The organism is Fibrisoma limi BUZ 3 (genome assembly GCF_000296815.2).
In the GTDB taxonomy this organism is placed as follows: Bacteria; Bacteroidota; Bacteroidia; order Cytophagales; family Spirosomataceae; genus Fibrisoma; species Fibrisoma limi.
In genome coordinates this window covers 1,298,523-1,320,926 of the sequence record NZ_CAIT01000009.1, presented here as the reverse complement: position 1 = coordinate 1,320,926, position 22,404 = coordinate 1,298,523, and the positions used below count along the sequence as shown (strand labels likewise).

19 protein-coding genes are annotated in these 22,404 nt (G+C 52.7%); 6 read left to right on the top strand and 13 right to left on the bottom strand.

The window, feature by feature from the left end; genetic code table 11:
* Positions 1-45: 45 nt before the first annotated feature.
* Positions 46-1,062 carry a PDDEXK nuclease domain-containing protein gene (locus BN8_RS25085; protein WP_009284752.1) on the top strand — a complete coding sequence of 339 codons (1,017 nt, stop codon included), beginning with the start codon at positions 46-48 and terminating at the stop codon, positions 1,060-1,062.
* Positions 1,059-2,408: a DUF58 domain-containing protein gene (locus tag BN8_RS25080; RefSeq protein ID WP_009284751.1), complete on the top strand. Its 1,350-nt coding sequence runs from the start codon at positions 1,059-1,061 to the stop codon at positions 2,406-2,408. Before BN8_RS25085 ends, BN8_RS25080 begins: the two co-directional genes overlap by 4 nt.
* Here the strand turns inward: BN8_RS25080 and BN8_RS25075 are convergent, their stop codons facing one another.
* The 9 genes from BN8_RS25075 to BN8_RS25035 all read right to left on the bottom strand — a co-directional run bounded on the left by BN8_RS25075 (position 2,409) and on the right by BN8_RS25035 (position 12,366).
* Positions 2,409-2,633, bottom strand: coding sequence for a hypothetical protein (locus tag BN8_RS25075; protein WP_009284750.1), 225 nt, complete (start codon positions 2,631-2,633; stop codon positions 2,409-2,411).
* A 99-nt stretch (positions 2,634-2,732) separates the two neighbouring features.
* Positions 2,733-3,983: an NAD(P)/FAD-dependent oxidoreductase gene (locus tag BN8_RS25070; RefSeq protein WP_009284749.1), complete on the bottom strand. Its 1,251-nt coding sequence runs from the start codon at positions 3,981-3,983 to the stop codon at positions 2,733-2,735.
* A 3-nt stretch (positions 3,984-3,986) separates the two neighbouring features.
* A complete protein-coding gene (locus BN8_RS25065; protein ID WP_009284748.1) occupies positions 3,987-4,991 on the bottom strand; it encodes a 4-hydroxyproline epimerase in 1,005 nt (334 codons plus the stop codon).
* 11 nt (positions 4,992-5,002) lie between these two features.
* Positions 5,003-5,923, bottom strand: a complete 921-nt coding sequence (locus BN8_RS25060; RefSeq protein ID WP_040006513.1) for a dihydrodipicolinate synthase family protein — start codon at positions 5,921-5,923, stop codon at positions 5,003-5,005.
* A gap of 65 nt (positions 5,924-5,988) precedes the next feature.
* Complete coding sequence (locus tag BN8_RS25055; protein WP_009284746.1) at positions 5,989-7,638, bottom strand: M1 family metallopeptidase; 1,650 nt, start codon at positions 7,636-7,638, stop codon at positions 5,989-5,991.
* 88 nt (positions 7,639-7,726) lie between these two features.
* A complete protein-coding gene (tatC, locus tag BN8_RS25050) occupies positions 7,727-8,608 on the bottom strand; it encodes a twin-arginine translocase subunit TatC (RefSeq protein ID WP_009284745.1) in 882 nt (293 codons plus the stop codon).
* A gap of 122 nt (positions 8,609-8,730) precedes the next feature.
* Positions 8,731-10,020, bottom strand: a complete 1,290-nt coding sequence (gene glyA, locus BN8_RS25045; protein WP_009284744.1) for a serine hydroxymethyltransferase — start codon at positions 10,018-10,020, stop codon at positions 8,731-8,733.
* Between the two features lie 86 nt (positions 10,021-10,106).
* On the bottom strand, positions 10,107-11,462 hold the full coding sequence (locus tag BN8_RS25040) for a hypothetical protein (RefSeq protein ID WP_009284743.1): 1,356 nt from the start codon (positions 11,460-11,462) through the stop codon (positions 10,107-10,109).
* A gap of 34 nt (positions 11,463-11,496) precedes the next feature.
* Entirely contained in the window at positions 11,497-12,366 is an 870-nt protein-coding gene (locus BN8_RS25035) for a helix-turn-helix domain-containing protein (protein WP_009284742.1), read from the bottom strand.
* A gap of 160 nt (positions 12,367-12,526) precedes the next feature.
* Between BN8_RS25035 and BN8_RS25030 the strand changes: the two genes are divergently transcribed.
* Positions 12,527-13,360 carry a phytanoyl-CoA dioxygenase family protein gene (locus tag BN8_RS25030; RefSeq protein WP_009284741.1) on the top strand — a complete coding sequence of 278 codons (834 nt, stop codon included), beginning with the start codon at positions 12,527-12,529 and terminating at the stop codon, positions 13,358-13,360.
* Positions 13,361-13,645: 285 nt separating this feature from the next.
* Positions 13,646-15,754, top strand: coding sequence for a protein-disulfide reductase DsbD family protein (locus BN8_RS25025; protein WP_009284740.1), 2,109 nt, complete (start codon positions 13,646-13,648; stop codon positions 15,752-15,754).
* A gap of 64 nt (positions 15,755-15,818) precedes the next feature.
* Here the strand turns inward: BN8_RS25025 and BN8_RS25020 are convergent, their stop codons facing one another.
* Together BN8_RS25020 and BN8_RS25015 are read right to left on the bottom strand one after the other, a co-directional pair.
* Positions 15,819-16,853, bottom strand: a complete 1,035-nt coding sequence (locus tag BN8_RS25020; RefSeq protein ID WP_009284739.1) for a fatty acid desaturase — start codon at positions 16,851-16,853, stop codon at positions 15,819-15,821.
* A gap of 262 nt (positions 16,854-17,115) precedes the next feature.
* A complete protein-coding gene (locus tag BN8_RS25015; RefSeq protein WP_040006851.1) occupies positions 17,116-17,805 on the bottom strand; it encodes a porin family protein in 690 nt (229 codons plus the stop codon).
* Positions 17,806-17,949: 144 nt separating this feature from the next.
* Here BN8_RS25015 and BN8_RS25010 point away from each other — a divergent pair, with 144 nt between their 5' ends.
* Together BN8_RS25010 and BN8_RS25005 are read left to right on the top strand one after the other, a co-directional pair.
* The gene (locus BN8_RS25010) at positions 17,950-18,750 is read left to right on the top strand and encodes a DUF3050 domain-containing protein (RefSeq protein ID WP_040006850.1); all 801 of its coding nucleotides are present in this window, start codon (positions 17,950-17,952) and stop codon (positions 18,748-18,750) included.
* Positions 18,751-18,889: 139 nt separating this feature from the next.
* Complete coding sequence (locus BN8_RS25005; RefSeq protein ID WP_009284736.1) at positions 18,890-19,693, top strand: lysophospholipid acyltransferase family protein; 804 nt, start codon at positions 18,890-18,892, stop codon at positions 19,691-19,693.
* Between the two features lie 68 nt (positions 19,694-19,761).
* On the opposite strand, the gene BN8_RS25000 is transcribed toward BN8_RS25005, so the two are convergent.
* Both BN8_RS25000 and rlmN read right to left on the bottom strand, forming a co-directional pair.
* Positions 19,762-21,183 carry an inorganic phosphate transporter gene (locus tag BN8_RS25000; RefSeq protein ID WP_009284735.1) on the bottom strand — a complete coding sequence of 474 codons (1,422 nt, stop codon included), beginning with the start codon at positions 21,181-21,183 and terminating at the stop codon, positions 19,762-19,764.
* A 151-nt stretch (positions 21,184-21,334) separates the two neighbouring features.
* Positions 21,335-22,381: a dual-specificity RNA methyltransferase RlmN gene (gene rlmN / locus BN8_RS24995; RefSeq protein ID WP_009284734.1), complete on the bottom strand. Its 1,047-nt coding sequence runs from the start codon at positions 22,379-22,381 to the stop codon at positions 21,335-21,337.
* Positions 22,382-22,404: the final 23 nt, after the last annotated feature.

Below are 22,404 nucleotides of genomic sequence, written 5' to 3'. Positions count from 1 at the left end.
ACGCTCATCATCGCCGTAATCCGTACTCACTTACCGTAACGAAATATGGAGACTATTTATCAAAGTATCAGGGCTGTACTTGACACAGCGCGTAAGAACACCGTTCGCGCTGTTAACTTCACTATGGTTGAGGCCTATTGGCACATCGGCTGCATCATTGTTCATGAAGAACAGGAAGGCAAACACCGGGCTGAGTATGGAGCCAGTTTATTGAAGCACTTAGCTACCCGACTGACCGAAGATTTTGGGAAGGGATTTGATGAGAGCAACCTACGTTACATAAGGCTCTTTTACAATGCTTTTCCGATTCGTGACGCATTGCGTCACGAATTAAGCTGGACGCATTATCGCCAGTTATCAAAGGTAACAAACATCCAGGCCCGCGAATGGTACATGCATGAAGCGGCCGAGCAAAATTGGAGCAGTCGTGCATTGGAACGGCAAATCAATGCGTTCTACTACGAACGCCTGCTAGCCACCCGCGAAGCTGACCGACCGGTTATTAAACAGGAAGCCGCCGAAAAAACTCGCCCTTTGCAAATTGATCCGAAAGATATTCTCAAAGACCCATACGTACTGGAGTTTCTGGACCTGAAGCCGAATTGGAAAATCTATGAGAAGGACCTGGAGCAGGCACTGCTGGATAATCTGCAACAATTTATGCTGGAGTTAGGAAAAGGTTTTGCGTTCGTTGCCCGGCAGCAGCGGCTGAGTGCCGATGATGAGGAGTTTCGGGTTGATCTGGTCTTCTATAACTTCATTCTGAAATGCTTCGTACTATTAGATTTAAAGATGGGCAAACTGACGCATCAGGATGTTGGCCAGATGGATATGTACGTCAGGATGTACGAAGACCAGCATAAACAGCCCGGCGATAACCCAACAATTGGCTTGATTCTGTGCACGGAAAAAAACGAAACCGTCGTCAAATATTCCGTTTTGAACGGCAGTCAACACTTGTTTGCGTCAAAGTACAAACTCGTACTTCCAACCGAAGACGAGTTGAAGGCCGAAATCGAACGGGATAAACTGTTGTTAGAACAAAATCACCGCATTTCTTGAAAACGCTACGTGCCCTGTTCATTTCCTCCCGCACCTGGTCAATTCTTATCGGGTTTGTGCTGCTGTTTGTAGCTGCCTACGGTTTGCCAGTCTTGTTTCCGGTGGCTCAGGTAGCTTTTGTGGTGTTTGTGATCCTGTTATTACTGGATGGACTGGCGTTGTTTCGTTCGGCCAATACTCCGTTTTTTGCCCGTCGCGAGGTGCCCGACCGGCTCTCGAACGGAGACGAAAATCCGTTGACGATCTACGTCGAAAACCGCTACCCATTTCGGGCCGATGCAGACGTGATTGACGAAATCCCCTTTCAGTTTCAGCGCCGGGACGTTCTGTTCAAGGTACGGCTGAAACCCCGCGAAACCCAGGCTATCCGGTATGAACTCCGGCCAACGCGTCGGGGTGAATACAGTTTCGGCGCGGTCAACGTTTTTGTGCTGACTCCGCTTGGACTGCTGAAACGGCGGTTTCAGTTCGAGAAGGAAAGGATGGTGGCTGTGTACCCATCATTTCTGCAAATGCGCCAGTATGAACTGCTGGCCGCTACCAATCGCCTGAACGAGGTAGGCATTAAGCGCATCCGACGGATCGGTCACAGCATGGAGTTTGAGCAGGTGCGCCCTTATTCAACCGGCGACGATGTCCGGACGGTGAACTGGAAAGCTACGGCACGCCGGACGGATGCCGGTGGGGCCACACTGATGACGAACGCCTACCAGGATGAGCGCTCGCAGCCGGTGTATTGCCTGATTGACAAAGGCCGCGTGATGCGGTCGCCGTTCGAAGGGCTTACCCTGCTTGATTATGCCATCAATGCCTCGCTGGTGCTGAGCAATATTGCCCTCATCAAGCAGGATCGGGCTGGTATCCTGACGTTTTCGGATCGGGTGGGCCAGTTGCTCCCCGCCGACCGCCGTACGGGCCACATGCTGAAGATTCTGGAACTGCTTTACCGGCAGAAGACACGCTTTCTGGAATCAGATTACGAAGCCTTGTATACGGCTGTTCGTACGAACATACGCCAGCGGAGTTTATTGTTGTTGTTCACTAACTTCGAAACGGTGAGCGCCATGCACCGGCAGTTGCCTTATCTCCGCCGGTTAGCGAAAGACCACTTGTTGCTGGTTATTTTCTTTGAGAACACGGAACTGCGTAGTCTGCTGGACCAACCGGCAACCGACACGGAGCAGATTTATCTCAAGACGATTGGCGAAAAGTTTGCGTTCGAGAAGAAGCAAATCGTGAAGGAGCTACAACAATACGGCATCCAGACGATCCTGACGGCACCCCGAAATCTGACGGCCGATACGGTCAATAAATACCTGGAGCTAAAAGCCCGCGGAATGATCTGATTAGTTGTCGGTATTGGACAGGCCACCTTTCACGCTCTCATAGTCGGACTTGATCCGGCCCATTTCCCGCGCCAGAAACGTTTGCAACTGCTCGTTAAAATCAGCTTTATCGGAATCGGAAAGCGATGCGTACAAATCCTTCAGCTCCTGATTGATAGCTGCCCGTTCGGCATCGTCGACAGCATTGATGGAGCGAATGTGGTATTTTCTGAAATCGAATTGCATTGAGTGATGCCGGACAGTCGCCCGGTTAGTTCTGTATTGTAAAGATAACCAGTTGAACCAGGCGGGCCAATTGATTTGTCCACGTAGCACCCTGGAAGTTTACGTTCGGCTGAATCGTATCGGGCTGAACGGCTCCATCGGCAGACTTACCGCCTGGCTATTGATGACCTCAGCCACCAGCTTCCCCGTAGCGGGGCCTAAGCTGACTCCCATCATTCCATGCCCCGTTGCGAGAGTCACATTACGCAGGTGATTAACCCGGCCGATGTACGGCAGGCCATCCGGTGAACAAGGCCGCAGACCCCGCCAGACGGTTTCGGTTGCGGGCATGGCAACCGGTAATTCTGGATAGTACTGATTCACGGACTGCACAATACCCCGTACACGGTTTGGATTCACCGACAGATCCGTACCCGCAATTTCGAGCGTACCGGCAATGCGCAGATGACCGTTCATAGGGGTGGCCGTAGCCCGGGCTTCCAGCATAATAGCCGGTACCCGAACAGTGGCAGGCGGCTCGGTAAGCATAAAACTGTATCCTTTTCCACCCTGAAGCGGCAACGACAACCCGAGCTTTTTTGTGAGTTCCGGCGACCAGGCCCCGGCTGCCAGCACTACTTCGTCAAACTCATAATGGCCAGCCTGGGTGACCACCGCCTTAATCCGGCCTTGTTCCAGCCGAAAATCGGTAACGGCTTCATGCTCCCGTATCGATACGCCCATCCGACGCAACTCGTTAATGAGTTGCCGAATCAACTGATTGGGGTAAATGTGCGCGTCGCCTGGGTAGTACACAGCCCCCCGAACCGTTACGTGTGTTTCCGGCTCCAGGTCCTGCACCTGCTGAGGGGATAATACGTGCGCGTCGATTCCAGCTTTGTTGGCGACAGCGGCTTCTTCAGCCATCTCATGCTCCGCTTCGGGCGTTTTGTACAGCATCAGCAAGCCCCGCTCTTCCCAGCCAAAAGCGATGCCTGAGTTATTCGCAAAGTCCTGATAGAGTTTCTTGCTCAATAAACTAAGGTCCCGCAGAACGGGAATCGAGCGCTCTACATGGCTGGCCGTTGCATTTCGATGGAATAACCAACCCCATCGGATCAGATCGCGGTTAAGGCGGGGTTTGACGTAGAACGGACTGGTCGGACTAAGCATCCAGCGAACACCTTTGGCAATCATGCCCGGGGCCGCCAGCGGGATGATGTGGCTGGGCACGATCATGCCTGCGTTGCCGTGCGAACAACCATCGTCCAGACTGCCTTTGTCTAGCAGTGTAACCTCGTGGCCTTCTTTTCGTAGGTAATACGCCGAAAACAAGCCGCTAACTCCTCCGCCAATGATCCCAATCTTCATTGCTTAAATCACCTGAAAACCGTGTACGTACGGATCATCCTCGTCCAGCAGAATCTGGTTGTAGCCGTGAATGATCGCCCACCCTTCGATACTCGGCACGATAGCCGGTTTGCCCCCCAGTTCGGTTTCGGCTTCAATCCGGCCGATGAACTTAGAACCGATGATGCTCTCATGAATGAAGTCTTCACCCGGCTTCAATCGGCCTTTGGCGTACCACTGGGCCAGACGGGCCGAGGTGCCGGTTCCGCAGGGCGAACGGTCAATGGCTTTGTCGCCGTAAAAGACAGCGTTGCGGGCCGTTGAGGTTGGGTCCAGCGGTTGACCAGTCCAGAGAATATGGCTCAAACCATTGATCGTTGGGTTTTCGGGATGCGTAAAACTATACTGCTCGTTCATCCGCTGCCGCATGGCCCGCGCCCAGGCGATCAACTGCTCGGCTTTGTAATGCTCTAGTCCCGGAAAATTCGGTTGCGGGTCAACGATGGCGTAGAAGTTTCCACCGTAGGCCACATCGACGGTCAGCTCGCCCAGGTCAGGGCATTCGACGGATAACCCTTCGGCCGCCAGGTATGACTTGATATTGGTAATCTTGACGGACTTTACCTTTTTCCCTTCCTGTCGGTATTCGGCCCGTACCACACCCGCTGGTACTTCGAAATTTAATACGCCCGGCGTCCGGGGCGTTACTAATCCCTGCTCAACTGCAACCGTCACCGTACCGATGGTGCCGTGGCCGCACATGGGCAGGCATCCCGACGTTTCAATGAACAGAACAGCCGCGTCGTTGGCCGGATCGTGCGGTGGATACAGAATACTGCCCGACATCATGTCGTGGCCCCGCGGCTCAAACATCAGCCCCCGGCGAATCCAGTCGTATTCGCGCAGGAAATGCTGCCGCTTTTCGCTCATCGTTGCCCCCTGAAGGTGCGGAATGCTGCCGCCGGTCACGACGCGAACGGGATTGCCGCAGGTATGCGCGTCGATGCAGAAAAAAGAACTAAATGACATCAGAAAACCAATTAATTCGCGAGGACCATCTCTTCGGGTAAGGCAGGGCGGTTAGCCAGGCCCGCTTCAATAATGCCGAGGATACGTTGCCGTTCGGTACCGATCAGCGGTAGCCTTGGCGCCCGAACGTACTCGGTACCGATGCCGGTGGCTGTTTCGGCCAGTTTGATGTATTGAACCAGTTTGGGGTGAATGTCCAGTTCGAGCAGCGGCAGGAACCAGCGGTAAATAGCCCGGGCTTCGTCGAAGCGACCGGCTTTGACCAGACGATACACCGCCACCGTTTCACGCGGGAACGCACACACCAGACCGGCCACCCAGCCATCAGCTCCCATCACCAGTTCCTCCATCGCCAGCGTATCAACCCCGCACAAAATCTTGATCCGGTCGCCGAAGCGGTTGCGCAGCCGGGTTACGTTGGACACGTCGCGGGTCGACTCCTTTACGGCCTGTATGTTCGGAAGCTCCAACAACTCAGCAAACATATCCAGCGTCACCTCAATCTTATAATCAACCGGATTGTTGTAGATCATAATCGGCAGGTCAGTTGACTGCGCGATGGCTTTGAAGTATTCCGTTGTTTCGCGGTCGTCGGCTTTGTAGCGCATGGGAGGCAGCGCCATCAGGCCACTGGCTCCCAGTTCGGCCGCTCTTTCGGCAATCCGGATAGCCTCGCGGGTAGCACCTTCGGCGATGTTTAATACTACAGGTACTTGCCCATCAATGTGCTCGACGGCCGTCCGTACCAATGTTTCCTTTTCCTCGGTCGTCAGCGTGCTGGCTTCACCGAGCGATCCACCGAGAATGATGCCATCTACACCCGCGTCGAGCTGAGCCTGCAAATTGGTCCGAAACATCGGAATGTCTAACTGATCGTCGGCGGTGAACTTAGTCGTCAGTGCCGGAAATACACCCTGGAACGTGAAGGTCATGTTGAAAGAGGTTTGAGCGGCCGGTTTGTGGTCTAAAGAAACAAAATAGTGGCTATTGAAACACATCATTGCGGCATTACCTGCCGAATGTATACGTAATAATCAGGATCTATGGTCAACGTCTTGATTCCTTTGGCTGGCATCGTTTGCCAGCGGGTGGTTGGTTGTATGACCGGCGATGGGCCTGTCTCGTTGGCGCATAGCTGAACCGGCATGTCGAATCCCGGTACGCAGTTTGTCCAGCGATACTGTAATTGATCTTTCACAAGCCGGTATTCCAGAACCGGGATGCGGGTGTCGCGCAGGTATTGATCAAACACTTTTTGCAGATTAGCTTTTACGCCCGCGTGCTGAATAATGTATTTTTCGATTTGCCACCCTTCAACGGTCTGGTGGTAGAACGTTTCGTTCAGGCCGCGCAGAATGTTTCGCCACCGCGTGTCGTCGTTAACCAACTGCCGGATTGTGTGCAGCATGTTTCCGCCTTTGTAATACATATCGCCCGATCCACTATGGTTTACGTTGTACGTGCCGATGATGGGCTTGTCGTTACGGATCGCCTGCCGACAACCGACTACGTATGTAGCACCGGCGTCTTTACCGTAGTAGTATTCGGTGAACAGGTTTTCGGAATAGTTGGTGAAGCTTTCGTGGACCCACATATCCGCTACGTCCTTGTAGGTGATGTTGTTGGCAAACCATTCGTGACCAGATTCATGAATGATAATGAAGTCCCAGAGCAGCCCCCAGCCCGTACTGGACAGGTCGCGTCCCCGATAGCCATTCCGAAAGCCGTTGCCATAGGTGACCGAACTTTGGTGCTCCATACCTAAATAGGGTGTTTCCACCAGCTTATAACCGTCTTCGTAAAAGGGATACGGGCCAAACCAGTGTTCGAAGGCTTTCAGCATTGGTTTGACCTGCTGAAACTGTTGCCGGGCTGAGTCCAGATGTTCGGGAAGGGCGTAGTACGTCAGCGAAAGCGGACCCTTAGCGCCCTGATACGTTTCAGACCACTCCTGGTAATTGGCAATGTTGAGGTTGACCCCATAGTTATTGATCGGATTGGCTACAAACCAGTCGAACGTGCGCGTACCATCGTTGTTATCGACAACCCGGCGGAGCCGCCCGTTCGATACGTCGGTCAGTGGTTTGGGTACCGTTACGCTGATGAGCATACTGTCTGGTTCGTCGTACATATGGTCTTTACAGGGCCACCACGAACTGGCACCGAGCCCCTGGCAGGCCGTGGCAATGAACCACTGCCCGGCCCGGTCGCGTGACCAGACGAAGCCACCCTGCCACGGCGGAAGCTTGGCGACGCGCGGTTTACCGGCGTACTGCACCGTTATGGTTTCGGTTTGGCCCGGCTGCTGCAGTTTAGGCAACGTAACGAAATAGGCGTTGCCATCCTGCCGCACATCGAGTTTCTGGCCGTCCTGCTCAACCGATAAAATCCGCAAGGGCCGTTGTAGATCAACTTGTAAGGTTTGGCCCGGCTTCAGTACCCGATACCGAATGGTCGTGCTGCCACTCAGCGTACTGTCCGTTGGGTTGACCTTCACCTGAAGGTGGTAAAAGGCGAGGTCCCACCAGGCTCGTTCGGGGGTAATTGATCCCCGGAGGGTATCATCATGCGTGAAAACATACTGCTGCGCCGATGCGGAGCCGGACAGTAGCAGAAAGGCTAAAAAGCCCACTAACTTGTTCTTCATACAACCAATAAATACACCGAAGCGGTGAAGTTACTTAAACTTCACCGCTTCGGGTAATGCGTCAGGCCGTTTTAAGCCAGGCAGAGGATTAATCGCGGGTTGTCAGGGCTCGTTCTTCCTTCAGCCGGGCCCGCTCGATAGAGCGCGATACCAGAATACTGACTTCGTAGAGAGCGGCCAGCGGCAGCGCCACCAGGACCTGGCTGTAAATATCAGGCGATGGCGTGATGATGCCAGCCACCACCAGAATCACAATCCAGGCGTGTTTACGGTACGTCCGCATAAAGGCCGGGGTCAGAATACCTACTTTTGACAACACAAAGGCTACCATGGGCATCTGGAACACCAGTGCGCAACCAAGTGATAGCGTTGCTAACGTACCTACGTACGAAGTTATATCGAACTGGTTTTTGATCTCGGGCGAGATCTGATAATTGGCCAGGAAGTTGATCGCCAGTGGGGAAACAATGAAGTAACCAAAAAGCAGCCCCATCAGGAATAGCAACGAGACGTAGAATACCGCTCCTCGGGCCGCTCGCTTTTCTACAGAACGCAAACCAGGCTTGATAAACCGCCATAACTCCCAAAATGCGTAAGGAAATGCAAAGCTTAGACCGATAATCAGTGACGAAGTCAAAGCCATGGTAAATGGATCAGCCATGCCAAGTGCCTGCAACTGAAAATTCAATTCCTTTACGCACAAGTCGTCATAACCCGTTGCATCGGCCAGCTTACACATCATCCGATACGTCCAGAAATCGGGACGTTTTGGAGCAAGTATAACTTTATCGAATATATCCTGAATAAAGATGAAGGCAATTATCGCAAAGACAAAAATTGACCCAACCGCACGAATGATATGCCACCGGAGCTCCTCAAGGTGCTCCAGAAAGGTCATCTCTTTCCCGTCGTCACTGTCAATGTCTTGCTCCTCGTCCTGCTCTTCGTAGAAATCCTGATCTAATGGCATAACTCTATCGGAATAAATGGAACGCAGATGACGCTGATTAAAGAATGGTTACTGGTAGATCAGTGTTAATCTGCTTAATCAGTGTCATCTGCGTTCCATTATTTTATTGTAAAACAAAAAACCTAAGCGTACAGCGGAAACGCCTTCATCCACTCGTTAATTTCTTCTTTAACGGTCGCCAGTTCGCTTTCGTTGTCGTGGTTCATCAGCACGCGGTCAATATATACGACGATCTGCTCCATGTCCGATTCCTTCATGCCACGGGTCGTCATGGCCGCCGTACCGACGCGCATCCCCGACGTAACCATCGGCGACTTGTCATCGAACGGCACCATGTTTTTGTTGATCGTAATGTCGGCTTTGATCAGCGTATTCTCGGCCAGTTTACCCGTCAGGCCCTTCGAGCGCAGGTCGATCAGCATGAGGTGGTTGTCCGTACCGCCCGAAATGATCTGGTAGCCCCGGTCAACGAACGCCTTCGCCATAGCCTGCGCGTTGGCTTTCACCTGCACGGCGTAGTCGTAAAAATCGTCACTCAGTGCTTCACCAAAGGCGACGGCCTTGGCTGCGATAACGTGTTCCAGCGGCCCGCCCTGCGTACCGGGGAAGACGCCCGAATCGAGCAGCGACGACATCAGCCGTACATCGCCCTTCGGCGTTTTAATACCGAACGGATTTTCGAAATCGTTCCGCATCATAATCAGCCCACCACGCGGACCACGTAGCGTTTTGTGCGTCGTTGTCGTTACGATGTGGCAATGTTCGAGCGGATCGTTCAGCAGCCCTTTGGCGATCAGGCCGGCTGGGTGGGAGATGTCAGCCAGGAGCAACGCGCCGACTTCATCGGCAATGGCGCGCAGCCGAACGTAATCCCAGTCGCGGCTGTAGGCCGATGCGCCACAGATCAGCAATTTAGGTCGCTCGCGCTTGGCCGTTTCTTCTACTACGTCGTAATTGATAACGCCAGTTTCCTTCTCAACGCCGTAGAAGGTTGGGCGGAAGTATTTGCCGGAGATGTTAACGGGCGAACCGTGCGTCAGGTGACCGCCGTGCGACAGGTCAAAGCCCAGAATCGTATCGCCCGGTTGCAGGCAGGCCAGGAAAACGGCCGTGTTGGCCTGCGCCCCCGAGTGCGGCTGGACGTTCGCCCACGACGCACCAAACAGTTCCTTAATGCGATCGATCGCCAACTGCTCGATCTGGTCCACTACCTCGCAACCGCCGTAGTAACGCTTGCCGGGCAGGCCCTCGGCGTATTTATTGGTCAGTACGCTTCCGGCGGCTTCCATCACTTGCGGTGACACGAAATTTTCGGAAGCAATGAGTTCAATACCCGACTCCTGGCGGTGTTGTTCTTTGGCAATTAAGTCAAACACCTTGGTGTCGCGGGTGGTGGTTGTTGCAGTCGTCATAGTCAATTGGCTAAAAGCAATTTTCGCTGTACAAAAGTACGGCTAAATTGCATAAGACGCGTAGATTTTTGACGACGTCCGGATGCTTACTGCACCTCGATCAACCGTTCCAGCGGTTCGCCTTCGATGATGCGGCCATCGGGGTACTCGACAACCACCGACAGAACGTATCGCCCTGATTGCACCGACTCCGGAATACGTAGCGTTGATGGATAATCACCATTATAAATGCCCGAGAACTGGGCGATTATGATAGATTCGCTTGCGTTGTTGGCCGACGTAAGTCTGCATTTAATGAGCGCTCCGTCGCCATAGTCCGGCCGAACGATAGCTCTGTAACTTTTGTCCCGTTGTAAAATCAGTGGGGTTGCAGCTATGGGTTCCAGCAAATTCGCCCATGTTCCTCCCGGCCACGTATCGAGGGCAACCAGGGCGGGCTGGTTGTCTTGCTTGACGATCGGGTAGCGGAACCGATCGTCTATAGGCCGACCCTGAACGAAAAGCTGGACGTCATAATAGCCGGCGGTCAGCGTAGCAGGCGGGTCGAAGGTTACCGTCCAGCCGTAGGGAGAGATGGCTTTGGGTTTTACTCGAACCGTCTCGCCAGTAGCTTTAGTAAAAACTAGTTCAGGGTTGTCGTCGGCAAACAGGTTTTCGCCCTTAAGCATAGTGTTCTTACTGCCTGCCACCGTTAGCTGGTCAAAAAAGGTAATTCTTGTCAACGAGGGCTTGCCTTTTTGAAACAGTAGTTTCTGCTGCGCTACGGCCCGCCTGCCATTGCTTTTTTGGATTTCGACTGTGTACTCCCCCGGCCGAACGCGTTGCGGTACCGCTAAGTCGAATTGATTCAGTGGTAATTCGTTACTGTACGGACAATGGGCTTTAAGTGTATCGCGCTCCCCAGTATCGGTTCGGGTCAGAATAACATTTCCTTCCGGGACGCCGTCGACGAAGTTGTCGATACGAACGTAGAGCGGACGACCAATGGTGGCTCTTGTCTGGTTGTCGATAAATCCGATCTTCAGCACTCCTGGCTGCTTTACCACAAACTTGAAAATTCTTAATTTACCCGTACTGCCAAGTACGTACACACCCCCTATGGATGAGTTGTTGTTGCATACGTTTATGCGATACGACTCTTGCTGCCGCCAGATCGAACAACCCGGAGCCAGTTTAAACGACGTAGCTTCGTAATCAACTTTTGTTAAGGTTTCCGGTACAGTCAGAATAATTTCCTCTTTTGCATTGTCGATGGCTACGTTCCCGGGCGGAAAACCCGGAACAGTAACTTCCAGGATACGCGGTTCGTCAGAGGGCGCAATCTCCTGTTTCTTCGGGCGGCAGGTAACCAGTATTACTACGAGCAGCAGATACAAAAGTGGACTAAACCGGTTAAAGGACCGTGCCTGGAAGGGTGCCGAGTAAATAGCCAGTATGTTCATCAATTCACTTATTCGCGCAAACCGCCGGTTTTAATCACTTCCGGCGCTGAACCGTCTGATAGTTTAAGGGAGTTAGGCCGGTGTGCAGCTTGAAGAGCCGGTGGAAATGAGAAATGTTGTTGAAACCGCACTCCAGCCCCACCTGCCCGACACTGGCGTCGCCTTTGGTCAGGAGTTTCCGGGCGTGGCTAACCCGTAGTTCATTCAAATATTCCACGAAGGATTTGCTGGTACGTTTCCGGAAATACCGACAGAAAGCGGCCGGTGCCATTCCCGCTACGGACGCAATCTGCTCAATCCGAATGTCTTCTTTAAAATTGGCCAGTACGTATTCCAGCACACGTTTCATACGCTCGGTTTCGGCTTCGCTGGGTGCGAGTTGGTAGCCTTCGCTGGCGAGCAGTTCGGCGGCTGTATCGCGGGTCAACTGATTCAGGATGGTCAGGAAAGCCAGCAATTGGTCAAACCCCGAACGGCTAACCAGCCGGTTCATGTCACCAGCTACCTGCCGACTGGCGGCCGGACTGAAGCGCAAACCGTAGCGGGCGCGGTCCAGCAGTTGACGAATCGGCTCGGCTTCGGGCAGGGCCACCAGACCGCGCTGCTCAAACCCAGTCGGAAACTGAATAACAATGGACTCTACCGGATGCGGACGGGCGTCTCCATAAAAATCATCGTCGCTACGCCAGAAGTGGGGCATATTGGGCCCAATTAAAACCAGATCGCCCTCCTGAAAGGATTCAACGCTGTCGCCTACGAACCGTCGACCGTAGCCCGCTGCGATGTAGGTGAGTTCGTATTCCGGATGAAAATGCCAGGCAGCATCGAAATACGGTAGTTTGAAACGCCGGACTAGTAATGAGCTTTGTTCGGTAATGGCTACTTTTTCAAATAGGGCTTTCATGTGTGTGATTTCTTGACTAGTCAGCGCCGACAAAATTAGTGCATTGGTCAAGATTGCATATGAATCGGTAAAATAATCTGAATTTCTGCTACGTGTAGCACACTACTTTTGTCTTAACGATTCGTACTAAACTCCGTTAAACCAGTATCGACCTCAGCCAATGGAAGCGCTTATTGACAAAGATCAGTTACTCGATGAGTTAGAAACGCCTTATACCGTCAGCCCGGAAGCGATTGCGTTCTACCGGGAAAATGGGTACGTAAAACTAAAGCAGGTGTTGAGTCCGGCTGTGCTGTCCTACTACGGCGACATCATCACCGATCTGGTTTTTAAACTGAACACGCTGATCAAGCCGATGGAAGAGCGCACGACCTACGAGCGGGCGTTTCTGCAAATCATGAACCTCTGGCGGGAAGATGAGCAGGCCCGTGAGTTTGTGTTCTCGAAGCGGCTGGCCAGGATCGCCACTGACCTGATGGGCGTTGAGGGCGTTCGGCTGTATCACGATCAGGCGCTGTACAAAGAACCATCGGGCGGTATCACGCCCTGGCATGCCGATCAGTTCTACTGGCCGCTGGCATCGCCGAATACCGTAACGGTCTGGATTCCGTTGCAGGAAACGCCAATGAACATGGGGCCGCTGGCCTTCGCCGAAAAAAGCCAGACCGTTGAGATTGGCCGCGACATCGAAATCAGCGACGAAAGCGAGCAGATTTTGTCGGATGAGTTGCAGTCGAAAAACTTCGCCGTCAACGATACGCCCTTTGAACTGGGTGAGGTCAGCTACCACGCTGGCTGGACGTTCCACCGCGCCGGTCCGAACGTATCCGACAAGCCCCGAAAGGTCATGACCATGATTTACATGGACAAGGACCAGACCATCATGACTCCGCGCAACAGCTACCAGCGAGCCGATCACGCCAAGTGGCTTGATAGCTTTCCCATCGGTGGCAAGCCGGAAAGCGAGTTGAATCCGGTATTATTCAGTTATTAAGGTTGCCGCGCCGGTCAGACGTACTACCAGACTGAAACGCATCAGGTCTGACGGTACGTCTGGCCGGTTCAACACAAACCGAGTACGCCTATTATACAGGAGGGTACAGAGTTGCGTTCGGTCATACGTGCCGTCAGACCTTCTGGAGTTTTCCAGTTTTCGAGCAGGTCAGACGTACCGTCAGACCTTCGGTTCTTGTGCGCTTCTTTTTGTTTACCGCGCTGATTGGAAATATTTTTGTAGGAAAACTGTTGTATCAGTGACTACCAAACTACCCCACGCGGTATGAAATCATTTTTCGCGCTCGTTGCGTTGTTGTTGCTGCCGTTCGCAACGTTCGCCCAGATCTTGAAACCAGTTTCCTGGTCATTTAAACCTGCCCAGTCGTCGGTTAAGGTAGGAGACGTCGTTGAGTTGCGATTTACAGCCAATATTCAGGATGGGTATCACATCTATTCGTCTGATGTTAATCCCAAAATCGATGCTGGGCCACTACCAACAGAAATTAAAATTACACCGAATGCCACTTACGAATTGGCCGGAAAAGTAAAGCCTGTTAGTAAGGTTGAAACCAAGTATGAGGAAATTTTTGAAGGTGACGTTTACGAAATGCGCGGACGAGCCCAGTTCGTGCAGAAGGTGAAACTTCTAAAAGAGAACCCCGTTATTTCCGGTACAGTTGATTATCAGATCTGTACTGACAAAGACGGTCAGTGTATACCTGGTAGTGAAGATTTTACTTTTAACATTATAGCGACTGCTACACCGGACAAAACAGCAGCTACAGCTTCAGCACCTCCTGCTACATCCACTGCAACAAAACCAACTCCTGAAACGGCTGTTGCTACGACTCCGCCACCTGCCCTGACAGCTACCGAGGCCGTTGCGCAGGAAGCGCCGACAGTTAAGGAAGCGGTCAAAGCACCGGAAGAAATCCTGGCTAATTCAACCAATACACCAGCCAATACAAGTGATGGCTCTATGGCCGGATTCATCGTCGCGGCTTTTCTGTCGGGGTTGCTGGCCTTGCTGACCCCCTGCGTCTTCCCGATTATTCCGATGACGGTCAGTTTCTTCACGAACCAGCCGGGCGGGCGGTGGAAAGCCATCCTGTACGGTGTGTCGATTATCGCCATCTACGTCCTGATCGGTACGCTGGTGTCGCGGATTAACGGTCCAGCCTTTGCTAATTTCGTCAGTACCCACTGGCTACCGAATGTCCTGTTCTTCGCCATTTTCTTTGTTTTTGGGCTGTCATTCCTGGGGCTGTTCGAAATCGTATTGCCCACTTCGCTGGTCAATCAGGCTGATGCGCGGTCAGAGCGCGGTGGTCTGCTCGGCATCTTCTTCATGGCCTTCACGCTCGTGCTGGTGTCGTTCTCCTGCACGGGTCCAATTGTAGGTAGTTTGCTCGTAGCCTCGGCGGGGGGCGAAGTGGTGAAGCCGATTGTGGGTATGATGGCCTTTTCGTCGGCCTTCGCCGTACCGTTTACGTTGTTTGCTGCGTTCCCGCAGTGGCTGAAGAGTCTGCCCAAATCAGGTGGCTGGCTGAACTCAGTGAAAGTTGTGCTCGGTTTCCTTGAGTTGGCGCTGGCGCTTAAATTCCTGAGCATTGCCGATCAGGTCTATCACTGGGGCCTGCTCGACCGCGAAATCTTCCTGTCGTTCTGGATTGTAATCTTCGCCCTGATCGGTTTCTACTTCCTGGGTAAGGTGCGGCTGCCGCACGACAGCGAAACCAAAACGGTGAGCGTACCGCGCCTGCTGATGGCCATTCTGACGTTCGCTTTTGTGGTGTACATGATTCCGGGATTGTGGGGCGCACCGTTGAAAGCGCTGTCGGGGTACCTGCCGCCCGAAACCTCGCAGGACTTCAACCTTACGAGCCGCCGGACAGCCGCGGCTGCGGCATCTGATCCCTTGTCAGTGACGCCTAAATACGGTGATCTGTTCCGCTTGCCACACGGCTTGCAGGGCTTCTTCGAGTATCAGCAGGCGCTCAACTATGCCAAACAGGTTAATAAGCCGGTGTTTATCGACTTCACCGGCCACGGCTGCGTGAATTGCCGTGAGATGGAAGCCCGCGTCTGGTCCGACCCGGCCGTATTGAAGAGGCTTCAGGATGACTACGTTGTGGTAGCGCTCTATGTCGACGATAAGACCGAACTGCCGCAAAGCGACTGGTACACCTCGACTTACGACAATAAAGTAAAGAAGACCATTGGTGCGCAGAACGCCGATTTACAGATTGTTAAGTATAACAACAACGCTCAGCCGCACTATTGCCTCGTCGACCACGACGGTAAGCTGCTGGTAGCACCCAAAAACTACGACCGCAGCATCGACAGCTTTGTACAGTTTCTTGATGCAGGCAAAACGAAATTTAACGGCTAAACCATTATCAATCAAAAGAAAAAGACCCCGCAACGCCGGGGTCTTTTTCTTTTGATGAATGCTGTTACACCGCTGCGGTATCCGAGTGAATCGGTTGCGACTGAACGAGTTCCAGATCCGGCTTCGACTCGTCGATCAGTGAAACACGGCCCCGATCTTTCCGAACAATCCGCGAAAACAGCGAAATTTCCTGATCGAACAAAAACCGGAAGAACAGGCGGACGTACGACGTATGGTACTTCAACGTATCATAAAACTCAGGGGCTTTAGCTTTGATTTCTGGCAGCTTATTCCAGGGAATAGACGGAAAATCGTGGTGTTCGTTGTGATAGCCAACGTTTAGGTTAACTCCATTCAACTGACCGTAGTAACTGTACGTTTCCTGCTTCGGATCGAGCGTCAGGTAATGCTCCTGAATCCAGCGGGCACCCAGCGGGTGCAAACCCACCGAAAAAAACAGGCAGAGGGTCAGGAAGGCCAGCGCTTTCCAGCCCAGCAAGGCCACCACCAGCACATCGAAGACCAGTTGAACTACCAGATTAGCAATGACCCATTTGTCGATAACGGCCAGTTCGCGACACCGGATCGTACGAATGCCCTGAAAAATAGGGAACAGCAGCAGCCAGATGGCTTTGCCGATGGCGTAATTGTTGATCAGCCGGGCCTCGTACCAGTCGGGCAGATCGGCGTCCAGCTCATGAATACCCTGAAATGAATGGTGCTTGAGGTGAAAGTTCCTGAACGAGATAGCTGTAGGAAATACGGTTGGCAGGTTTGCAAAAATGGCGGCCCAGGTATTATGCGACGGTTTCCGGAAAATCAGGTTGTGGGCCGCTTCGTGGATGCAGACAAACAGTGTGTGTGCCGGAAAAGCACCAATGAACCAGGCCGCTGCCACCACCACCCACCACGATTGATCGCGCACGAGGTAGGCAATGGCCACCATTAATGAAACACAACCCAGAATGACCCAGAACGTAGTAGGGTTTTTCTGGCCAATCAGTTTTTTAATGTCGGGGTGAGCTTTCAGAATTTGGCGGGTCCGGATGCGGTGGGGTTCGGATGCCGGGGAATGTACAAAGTCGGTCAACCTGGTCATAAAGATGTCGTACGCGCTAAAATTTACGTAGGCTAAGAACAGTAAAAGTAACCAATAATTTTGGTTTGTAAGACTCGCGCAAAACGTACCAGCACAATTTTAGTGGTTGGACAACAAAAAGAAAAGCGGAACCAGTCGGCTCCGCTTTTGCTTTATTCAGGTTGATTCAACAATAGCAATAGTGAATGATGGGGTAGTAAAGAAACGGTGGGTATTATCAGTCAACTTTCAATTTAACACCCCATTTTCGTTGACGATTCGTTTAATATCCGATCGGAAATGAGTAGCCTAGTGATACGCCGATTCCCCGGTTCCGGACGTTTACGTTCACGACCGGCGTCTGTACCTGCCGGGTGAAACCGTGGGTGTAGCGTCCTTCGACGAAGAACTTACCCGCCCCGGCGTCAAAAGCCAGACCAAGGCCACCGACGCCACTAATGTCCCAGCGGCTCATGCCTCCACCGTAGTTCATATCCACGTCGAACGGCTTAGTGGTAAACAGGGCCGTTGCCCGCGTCCGTATACGTCCGTTCAACGCGTAACCAACCGATGGCCCGGCAATCAGGTAAGGCTGAACCGCACCGTCGCTCAAGTTTACTTTTAATAGCAGCGGTACTTCGAGGTTCTGCGACTGGTAGGCAATTCGGGCACCAATGGGTAGCTCAAATCCGCCCAGGTTGAGGTCAAGGCCTTCTTTTACAACAAAGCCTTTTTGCACGTAACCGATCTCCGGCCGGAACGATACCCGCTCACTTACCGGCACATCCAGGAACAGGGCTCCCATTGGGCCGGGGGATGGATGCAGCGTGGGCGTCAGGTTCCCGAGGAATTCAGGTTTCGAGGCAAAGCCCCAGTTTGCACCGCCCCGGATGCCGACCTGCACCTGGGCAAAAGACGTTTGAGCAGTCAATAAACCGAACGCGACGGCTCCAGCAAGCAAAATTCGTTTCATGGTGTTGGTTGCATTCATTTAGTTGTTAGTAACCCGATAATGGGAGCGTAGAACGTCGGCAATAGGCAGTCAACAGGTCTTTTTGTGCAAACTTGTTGGTTAGACATGGCGTTACACGAAAAGATTAATCAACATCAAAAAAATATGCAACCCACTCATAACGATCAGTTAATCAGTCTCTCTGAACGGATTGAACCACTTCGGCAGCGGTTAACGACCCACCCACTCTATGAATCTGTCCGGGATCTGGGCGACCTGCGTACGTTTATGGAGTCGCACGTCTGGGCTGTCTGGGACTTCATGTCGTTGTTAAAAAGGCTCCAGCGCGACTTAACCTGCGTGGATGTGCCCTGGCTGCCGGTCGGTAATCCGGAGACCCGTTATCTGATTAATGAGATTGTTGTCGGCGAGGAAAGCGATGTAGACCCCGAGGGGAATCGGTTAAGCCATTTTGAATTGTATCTAAAGGCTATGCAGCAGGCCGGAGCCGGTACAGACGTCATTCAGGGCTTTATCAATGAGCTTACCAACGGACGGTCGGTTCAGAATGCGCTGGACAACGCCGACCTGCCTGATGGTAGCCGGGCTTTTGTTGGCTTTACGTTCGATCTGCTTGGTCAGGGAAAGCTGCACGAGATTGCGGCCGTGTTTACGTTCGGCCGGGAAGATCTGATTCCGGATATGTTCATCGCGCTGGTCAGGCAGCTTCGCGATCAGTCGCCCGAGCAACTGGCGCTGTTTACGTATTACCTCGAACGGCACATCGAGGTAGACGGAGATCATCATTCGCACTTAGCCAAAGCTATGACGGCCGAACTATGTGGTCAGGATGCCCAACGCTGGGAAGAAGCGACTCAGGCGGTAGAAGCCGCCCTGCGAACCCGCCTTGCGCTGTGGGATAGCGTCTATCAGCAAATCACTGAACCGACGTCGGAAATGGCCTGATGAGCCGGAAAACGTCTTTTAATACCCGAGTTTGCAAACCGCAGGCTCGGGTATTTTATTTGCGCTTTTGTCCGTTGGATTTTTTCCCGAAAACATTGAAGCGGTTTTGTAGCTTTACTGTTGCGCGACCTTAACCGTGATGAAATACATTCAACCAACTAAATACAGTTATCTGCCAAAATTCCTGGCGCCCCTGGATATACTCGGCCTGTTTGAATGCGATCCCTTTGGCAATTCGCTCCTGATCCGACGTATTCTGATCGGTATTGTCGGCTGGCTGACCTACGCCCGCTATACAGTCGTCAACCGCATCCAGATTGAGGGCACCGAACACCTGGAAAATCTACCGATCAATAACGTCCTGTTCTTATCGAATCACCAGACCTATTTTGCCGACGTTATTGCGTTTTTTCACGTCTTCTGCGCCGTAAAGTGGGGTTTTAAGAATACGTTGCTGCCTCCTATGTACCTGTTTGGGCCCCGGGCTCGCCAGTACTACGTAGCCGCGTCTGAAACCATGAAGAAAGGCTTTGTGCCGCGGGTGCTGGCGCAGGCCGGAGCCCTAACTATCGAGCGGTCGTGGCGGGCCGATGGCCGGGAGGTAAAGCGGGATGTCGATACGTCGGCCAATGATAAAATTGCCAAAGCCCTGGCTCATGGCTGGGTCGTAAGCTTTCCGCAGGGAACCACCAGCCCCTACGCGCCCATTCGCAAAGGAACGGGGCACCTCATCAAAAACAACGACCCAATTGTGATTCCTGTCGTGATTAATGGTTTTCGTCGGGCTTTTGACAAAAAGGGACTCCGTTTCAAAAAGCGAAATACCCTGCTAACCATCCGGTTTAAGGAACCGCTTCAGGTAAGCCCCGACGATACGGTCGATGATCTGGTTGCCAAAGTCCGGCACGCCATCGAGCAGGACGTACCAGCCTGGGTAAAATAAAAAAGCCCGACAGGAAAGCCGGGCTACTGTAAACTTGGCTGAACCAGACAGCGCTTGTCCGGTCCGGGCTATAAAATCCAGCGGAAGAAAATATAGAGCGTAAACGACAACAGGATGGACACGGGCAAGGTCAGTACCCAGGCCAGTGCAATGTTCCGTACCGTACCGGCCTGCAGGTTTTTGATGCCCCGGTTAGCCACCATGCTTCCGGCAATACCAGACGACAGGACGTGGGTCGTACTAACCGGCAGCTTTGCCCATGAGGCCAGACCGATCATGCTGGCGGCAACCAGCTCGGCCGAAGCACCCTGCGCGTAGGTGAGGTGCTGCTTTCCAATTTTCTCCCCAACCGTTACTACGATCCGACGCCAGCCAATCATTGTACCAAGCCCCAGCGACAGGGCAATCATCAGAATGACCCAGAACGGAGCGTAGTCGGTAAACCGGCGTAACCCTTTCTCCTCGCTCAGGCTAGCCTTCATCACTGATAGCTGATTCGCACTCAGGTTTGCGCCCTCGTCTTCGGCAATCTTGTTCATATTGCTGTTGATCAGTAGCAGATCGCGACGAACCTGCATCCGCTGTTCCTGCGGAATCTGATTATCGGGCAAATTACCGCTCACCATGGCCTTTAATTCGGCCAGTTCCGTACGGGTATGCGCCAGACGCGTCTGGTTGGCGGGCGACAGTTGACTTGGGTTCAGGGCAGCAATCGTTTGCTCAATCCCGGCAATGTTTGCCTGCATGGACCGGGGATCAATGTCTGATTTAACCGCGAACTGGAACGGCACAATCCCGATCAGGATCAACATTACCAGACCTACCCCTTTCTGACCGTCGTTGCTGCCATGAAAGAAGCTGACCAGCGAACAGGTTGTAATCAGGATACCGCGAATCCACGACGGCGGTAGCATGTGCTTTTTAGGTTCTTTAAACAACTGATCTTTGGCTGATTCCGGTACGCTCCGACGCAGCAAAAACATCAGGACAATGGCCAGGCTGAAACCCAGCAGGGGTGACAGCAGCAGAGCCTGCCCCGTTTCAATGGCTTTTTCCCAGTTTACGGCTGCTCCCTCCGTGTTTTCTGGCAGGGTCGAGAACGCCAGCCCGACACCCAGGATGGAGCCAATCAGGGTATGTGAGCTGGAACTGGGTAGTCCAAAATACCAGGTTCCCAGGTTCCAGATGATGGCACTAATAAGTAGTGCCAGGACCATCGCTATGCTGTGGTATACGTTCTGATCAACCAGCAGTTCAACCGGCAGCAGGTTGACGATACCCATTGCGACACCAATACCACCGAGCAGGACACCCGCAAAGTTGCAGATACCCGACCAGACAACGGCAACGGTGGGTTTCAGGGAGTTGGTATAAATAACGGTTGCTACGGCGTTGGCAGTATCGTGGAAACCATTGACAAATTCAAAAGCACAGGCGGCAAATAAACTCAGAAAAAGCAGGAGAAAAACATCCGTTTCTAAACCAAACATAGGTGGGTGATCTTCTGTGATATAGCTCGTACGTAAGGTCGTACGTCACCTTTGGCCACAAAAGTACGGCAAACTTTCGTAGCGGATTGTTACGGAATTGTTAAGAGGAAACGGACATTTACTGACAACGAGGACGTTTCAATAAGATATATCACTGCTTACCAGCCAACTGGCCGCAGGCTGCGTCAATGTCCTTACCCCGGCTTCGACGTACGTTTACCGTTACGCCCTTGCTCTCGAGGAAGCCGGCAAATTTGTCGAGCGTTTGTGGATCGGTATTTTTGAAGTTAGCCTCAGCAATGGGGTTGTATTCGATGATGTTTACCTTCGCCGGAACGCGCTTCGTGAACGCCCAGAGTTCTTTGGCGTCCTGCAACGTATCATTAAAGTTATAGAACAGGATGTATTCGAACGTAACGCGGGTCCCCGTCTTCTTATAGAAGTAGTTGAGTGCATCCCCGAGCGCTTCCAGCGTATTGCTCTCGTTGATCGGCATGATCTGATCGCGCTTCTGGTCGTTGGCTGCGTGGAGTGAAAGCGCCAGATTAAACTTGACCTGATCGTCGCCCAGTTGTTTGATCATCTTGGCGATGCCGGCCGTTGATACCGTGATACGTTTCGGCGACATACCCAGCCCCTCGGGCGACGTGATGAGTTTTACCGACTCCATTACGTTTTTGTAGTTCAGGAGCGGCTCGCCCATGCCCATGTAAACGATATTGGAGAGCGAGGTACCGTAGTTTTCCTTCGCCTGCCGGTCAATCGCCACAACCTGATCGTAAATCTCGGCCGCATCCAGATTGCGCTTGCGGTCCATATACCCCGTAGCGCAGAATTTACAGGTCAGGGAGCAGCCTACCTGCGAGGATACGCAGGCCGTCATCCGGTCCGGATCATCATTGCGTAACGCCGGAATCAACACGCCCTCGACCAGATTGCCGTCGAACAGCCGGAACGACGATTTGATCGTACCGTCGCTGCTGCGTTGCTGCGTCGCTACGTTCAGAGGCCGGATCTCAAAATGATTATTGAGTAGCTCGCGCATCGGCAGCGACAGATTCGTCATCTGATCGAACGATAACGCCGATTTCTTCCAAAGCCACTCGTGTATCTGCTTCGCCCGAAAGCCCTGCTCACCGTGCTGGACGAGCCAGTCCTTCAACTGCGCTGGGGTCAGCTTACGAATATCCTGTTTCATAAAATCTAAAGAGTGAAAGAGCG